7 protein-coding genes are annotated in these 4,798 nt (G+C 59.4%); 3 read left to right on the top strand and 4 right to left on the bottom strand.

Annotated elements, in window-relative coordinates; translation table 11 throughout:
* Nucleotides 1–534: ABC transporter permease (locus tag ACFFAR_RS24905; protein WP_174364861.1), on the bottom strand; the 534-nt coding region annotated here is incomplete at its 3' end.
* Nucleotides 531–1,457 carry an ABC transporter ATP-binding protein gene (locus tag ACFFAR_RS24910; protein ID WP_062172637.1) on the bottom strand — a complete coding sequence of 309 codons (927 nt, stop codon included), beginning with the start codon at nucleotides 1,455–1,457 and terminating at the stop codon, nucleotides 531–533. The genes ACFFAR_RS24910 and ACFFAR_RS24905, both read right to left, overlap by 4 nt.
* A 116-nt stretch (nucleotides 1,458–1,573) precedes the next feature.
* Here ACFFAR_RS24910 and ACFFAR_RS24915 point away from each other — a divergent pair, with 116 nt between their 5' ends.
* Nucleotides 1,574–1,996, top strand: a complete 423-nt coding sequence (locus ACFFAR_RS24915; RefSeq protein WP_062003631.1) for a DUF1810 domain-containing protein — start codon at nucleotides 1,574–1,576, stop codon at nucleotides 1,994–1,996.
* Between the two features lie 166 nt (nucleotides 1,997–2,162).
* Entirely contained in the window at nucleotides 2,163–3,122 is a 960-nt protein-coding gene (locus ACFFAR_RS24920) for a bile acid:sodium symporter (RefSeq protein ID WP_174364860.1), read from the top strand.
* A gap of 46 nt (nucleotides 3,123–3,168) precedes the next feature.
* Here ACFFAR_RS24920 and ACFFAR_RS24925 read toward each other — a convergent pair whose 3' ends face one another.
* A complete protein-coding gene (locus ACFFAR_RS24925) occupies nucleotides 3,169–3,750 on the bottom strand; it encodes a hydrolase (RefSeq protein WP_174364859.1) in 582 nt (193 codons plus the stop codon).
* A 149-nt stretch (nucleotides 3,751–3,899) separates the two neighbouring features.
* Here ACFFAR_RS24925 and ACFFAR_RS24930 point away from each other — a divergent pair, with 149 nt between their 5' ends.
* On the top strand, nucleotides 3,900–4,172 hold the full coding sequence (locus tag ACFFAR_RS24930; protein WP_062172347.1) for a cupin domain-containing protein: 273 nt from the start codon (nucleotides 3,900–3,902) through the stop codon (nucleotides 4,170–4,172).
* Nucleotides 4,173–4,235: 63 nt separating this feature from the next.
* Here the strand turns inward: ACFFAR_RS24930 and ACFFAR_RS24935 are convergent.
* Nucleotides 4,236–4,798 (bottom strand): MFS transporter (locus ACFFAR_RS24935; RefSeq protein WP_375508639.1); only part of this gene is annotated, 563 nt, incomplete at its 5' end.

Consider the following 4,798-nt stretch of genomic DNA (forward strand, 5'->3'; position numbering starts at 1 on the left):
GATTACGTTCAGCTTGCTGGGATTCATCACCTGCAACTTCTCGAACCCGTCCGCCCAGATGCCGATGATGAATCCCAGCAAGCTGAACGTAATCGCCGTCAGCAACAGGAACACGATCATCATGAACGGATGATCCACATGCAACGGCACGAAGAGGCGCGCGGTCGCGAGAATGATCAGGCCGAGGATGATCGACTTGGTCGCGGCCGCACCCACATAACTCAGCACGATCTCCAGATACGAAATCGGCGCGGACAATAGTTCGTAAATCGTACCGGTGAATTTTGGAAAGTAGATGCCGAACGACGCATTGGAGACGCTTTGCGTCAAAAGCGACAGCATCACGAGACCCGGCACGATGAACGCGCCATAACTCACGCCGTTCACTTCGGGAATGCGCGAGCCGATCGCCGCGCCGAACACCACGAAATACAGCGACGTGGAGATTACCGGCGAGATGATGCTGCCCATGATCGTGCGCCACGTGCGCGCCATTTCGAACTTGTAGATGGCCCGGACTGCATGAATATTCATTTCTTCTCTCCGACCAGGCTCACGAAAATGTCTTCCAGCGAGCTCTGCGTCGTCTGCAGGTCTTTGAACTGGACGCCGTTATCGGCGAGATCCTTCAGCAATGTAATGATGCGGCCCGGTTCGTCCTGCGCGTCGTAGGTGTACGTCAGTTCGCAACCATCCGCGGAGAGCGCCAGCCGGTATCCGCTCAGACCTGCGGGAACCTGCGTGATTGCATCTTCCAGTTGCAGCGCGAGTTTTTTCTGGCCAAGCTTGCGCATCAGTTCGGCTTTCTCCTCGATCAGAATGATCTCGCCGCGATTGATCACACCGATACGATCCGCCATTTCCTCGGCTTCATCGATGTAATGCGTCGTCAGGATGATCGTCACGCCGCTCGCCTTCAGGCCGCGCACGAGGTTCCACATGTCGCGGCGCAGTTCCACATCCACGCCGGCAGTCGGCTCGTCGAGGAACAGGATTTCCGGTTCGTGCGACAAAGCCTTTGCAATCAGCACGCGGCGTTTCATGCCGCCCGAGAGCGTGACAAGCTTGTTGTCCTTCTTCTCCCAGAGCGACAACGAGCGCAGCACTTTCTCGATATGCGCCGGGTTTGGCGGTTTGCCGAACAAGCCGCGGCTGAATGAAACGGTGGCCCAGACGGATTCGAACGCGTCCGTGGTCAGTTCCTGTGGCACGAGCCCGATCATTGCGCGGGCGGCGCGGTAGTCGGAGATAATGCCGTGACCGTTCACGCGTACCGTGCCTTCTGTGGGATTCACGATCCCGCACACAATGCTGATCAGCGTGGTCTTGCCTGCGCCGTTCGGCCCGAGTAGCGCGAAGATCTCCCCGCGACGGATATCGAGCGAGACATTTTTCAGCGCCGTGAAGCCGGACGCATAGCTCTTCGACAGATTCGAAATTTCGATGATGTTTTGCATGGCCGCCAAGATAGCAGAAAGCGGCATATCGTTCGCAAACGGGCAGGATTGCCTTTTCTGCAGGCATGGCGGGAACATCACTTGCAGCATTTTCCGGCAACGATCTGGAGGCGGTAATGAGCGACCCGTTTAATCTGCAACGTTTTGTCGATGCCCAGAATCCGTTGTTCGAAACGGTGACTTCGGAACTCGAAACCGGCAAGAAACGCACGCACTGGATGTGGTTCGTGTTTCCGCAAATCCAGGGGCTGGGACATAGTGACATGGCGCGACGCTACGCCATATCTTCAGTGGACGAGGCACGCGCATACCTCGATCATCCTGTGCTTGGAGAGCGTCTGCGGGTGTTGACGCAAATCGTCAACGCGCTCGAGGGACGCTCGGTGGAACAGATTTTCGGCTACCCGGACGACCTCAAATTCCATTCGTCGATGACCCTGTTCGCCCACGCCGCCACGGACAAGACGCCGTTCGAACTCGCACTCAATACGTATTTTGGCGGCGAACCGGATGCGGGCACCGTGGCGCGGCTGAAGTAACCTGGGCGGGAGCTGTAAGGCAACCGCTACAATCCGGTTCGGCGTTTTGTCCGCGGCCGGCGGATCTCATAAGGATTCGTTGTGCGGTGCGCCCTTGGCCGCTTTTATCGATGGCATGGTCAGCCTGTTTTCCCGCCCCCTTTAAATCAGCCAGGATCGTATCAGCATGCTTTCACGCGTCACCCGCCTGTTTCCCGTCTGGGCCGTACTCATCTCGGTCGTCGCCTATTTCTCGCCAGCCTCGTTCACGGGCATCGCGCCCCACGTCACCACGCTGCTCACCATCATCATGTTCGCAATGGGCGTCACGCTCTCCTTCGCCGACTTCCGGCGCGTGTTCACGCGGCCGGCGCCGGTGATTGCGGGAATCGGGCTGCACTATCTGGTGATGCCGCTCGCCGCGTGGGGAATCGCCAAGGCGTTGCGCATGCCGCCCGACCTGACGGCCGGCATGGTGCTGGTCGGAAGCGTCGCGAGCGGCACCGCGTCCAACGTGATGATCTATCTGGCGCGCGGCGATGTTGCACTGTCCGTCACCATCAGTGCGTTATCGACGCTCGTCGGCGTGTTCGCCACGCCCTTGCTCACGCGGCTGTACGTGGATGCATCGATTGCAGTCGATGTCCACGGCATGCTGATGAGCATCGTCCAGATCGTCGCGCTGCCGATCGTTGCCGGGTTGTTCATCAACCACTTTTTCAACAAGCTCGTGCGCGCGGTCGAACCGGCGTTGCCGATCATTTCGATGATCGCCATCCTGCTCATCATTTCCGCCGTGGTCGCGGGAACACAGAAGAGCATTGCATCTGTGGGCCTGCTGGTGATGTTCGGGGTGATTTTGCATAACGGCATCGGCCTGCTTGGCGGCTATTGGGGCGGCCGCCTGCTCGGCTTCGATGAAGCCGTGTGCCGCACGCTGGCAATCGAAGTCGGGATGCAGAACTCGGGACTCGCAGCGACGCTCGGCAAGTTGTATTTCACGCCGATAGCAGCGCTCCCGGGCGCATTGTTTTCGGTATGGCACAACTTGTCCGGTTCGTTGCTGGCCGGCTATTGGGCCGGACGGCCGGCGAAGGGATCGACGCAGGAGATGGAAGCAGCGAAGGAGTCGCGGCTCGAGGTTTGAAATCCCGAACGGTCCGGCACAACACGTGTATCGGACCGTTCCTGTCTTAACCTTCCTGCAGCGCCTTCACCACATCCGCAGTCGCCCTCACCCGCCCCATGCGCGGGAAGATGTTCTCGACTACGAACGCATGGGCCTCGGCGCTCAGCGACGTCATCGCGTCTTCCGCAAACACGAGTTCATAGCCGCGATCGAATGCGCCGCGCGCCGTCGATTCCACGCCGAAATTCGTGGCAATGCCGCTCATGATCACTGTCCGGATGCCCTTGCGGCGCAGTTGCTGCTCCAGATCCGTGCCATAAAACGCGCCCCACTGGCGCTTGGTCACGACTACATCCCCGCTCTGAATCCCAAGTTCCGCCGATAACTCCGACGCGCTCGCGGGCGGCGGGGGCGAGCCCTTCGGCGGCGCAGTGGGTGCATCGGCGGAAAGGTGCAGGATCGCCGTCAGGTCGACGCGAACCCAGACGACCAGGCCGCCTTTCGCACGCACCGCGTTGGCGAGTTGCACGCTGTTTGCTACGACATCGGCGGCGGCATGCGGGCCGAGCGGACGCGCCAGAATGCCGTGTTGCAAATCGATGGCTACCAGCGCGGTGCGTTCAGGATTGAGATCGAGACTAGACATGACGGCTCCAATTGAAAGCGTGCGCAGGACAATGCGCGTGAAAATGTGAGGACAGTCTCATATTTTACGCGTTTTCCCGTTTGGCCGCAGAACATGCGTTTCAACTTATATTAGTGACTGGTGTGGCCTCGAATCCCAAAGGAACGATCATGGAACGCGACGATTTCATCGAAATGCTTGCGCGCGAGGGTTTTCAGACAACCGTGCTGGTCGAACGGGAAGCCGGCGCTTCCCTGGACAACCATACGCATGCGTTCGAAGCGAAGGCGCTGATCCTGGAAGGTGAGCTGACGCTGGACGTCGCGGGAAAACAAACGCGCTATCAGATCGGCGATGTGTTTCATCTCATGACGAATGAAGCGCACAGCGAACGATATGGCCCCGAGGGCGTGTCTTATCTGGTCGGCCGGAAACAGGCTTGACCTGAAACGACCGATGGCCGGCTATATGGCCGGCCATCGGGCATTTTGCAACTCAACGCTGCATCACTCCTTCACCACCGACGCAAACGGCATGTCCATCGGCGCCGCTGCATGCTTCTGCTTGTGCGCTTGCCGCATCGGCTTGAGCACGAACAGAGCCAGTAGCGCAGACAGCGCCGCCATGCCGGACGCCAGCATGAACACCGCGTGCCAGCTTCCCGTGGCCGCCGTGATCACGCTGCTGAACGGCACCAGCAACGCGGCCGTTCCCTTCGCCGTATAAAGCAGACCGGCATTGGTCGCGGCAAACTTCGGACCGAAGGTGTCGCCGCAAGTGGCCGGGAACAAGCTGTAGATCTCACCCCACGCGAAGAACACGATCCCGGTCAGTATCACAAAGGCAACGGGACTTTGCCCGTACTTCGACAACGCCAGGATTCCGACTGCTTCGATGGCGAACGCCATGAACATGGTGTTCTCTCGCCCGATCCTGTCGGAAATCCATCCGAAGAACGGCCGCGTCAAACCATTGAGCACCCGGTCGATGGTCAGCGCGAATGTGAGCGCAGGCAAGGTCAGCCCGAGAATCGAAACGGGCGAGTCGTGCAAGCCGAAGTCCTTCGCGA

This window comes from uncultured Caballeronia sp., assembly GCF_964243625.1.
GTDB lineage: Bacteria > Pseudomonadota > Gammaproteobacteria > Burkholderiales > Burkholderiaceae > Caballeronia.

Coding starts and splice junctions, on each gene's coding strand:
- ACFFAR_RS24915 (WP_062003631.1), top strand. CDS start 1,574: ATGAGCGACCCGTTTAATCTGCAACGTTTTGTCGATGCCCAGAATCCG.
- ACFFAR_RS24930 (WP_062172347.1), top strand. CDS start 3,900: ATGGAACGCGACGATTTCATCGAAATGCTTGCGCGCGAGGGTTTTCAG.
- ACFFAR_RS24910 (WP_062172637.1), bottom strand. CDS start 1,457: ATGCAAAACATCATCGAAATTTCGAATCTGTCGAAGAGCTATGCGTCC.
- ACFFAR_RS24925 (WP_174364859.1), bottom strand. CDS start 3,750: ATGTCTAGTCTCGATCTCAATCCTGAACGCACCGCGCTGGTAGCCATC.
- ACFFAR_RS24920 (WP_174364860.1), top strand. CDS start 2,163: ATGCTTTCACGCGTCACCCGCCTGTTTCCCGTCTGGGCCGTACTCATC.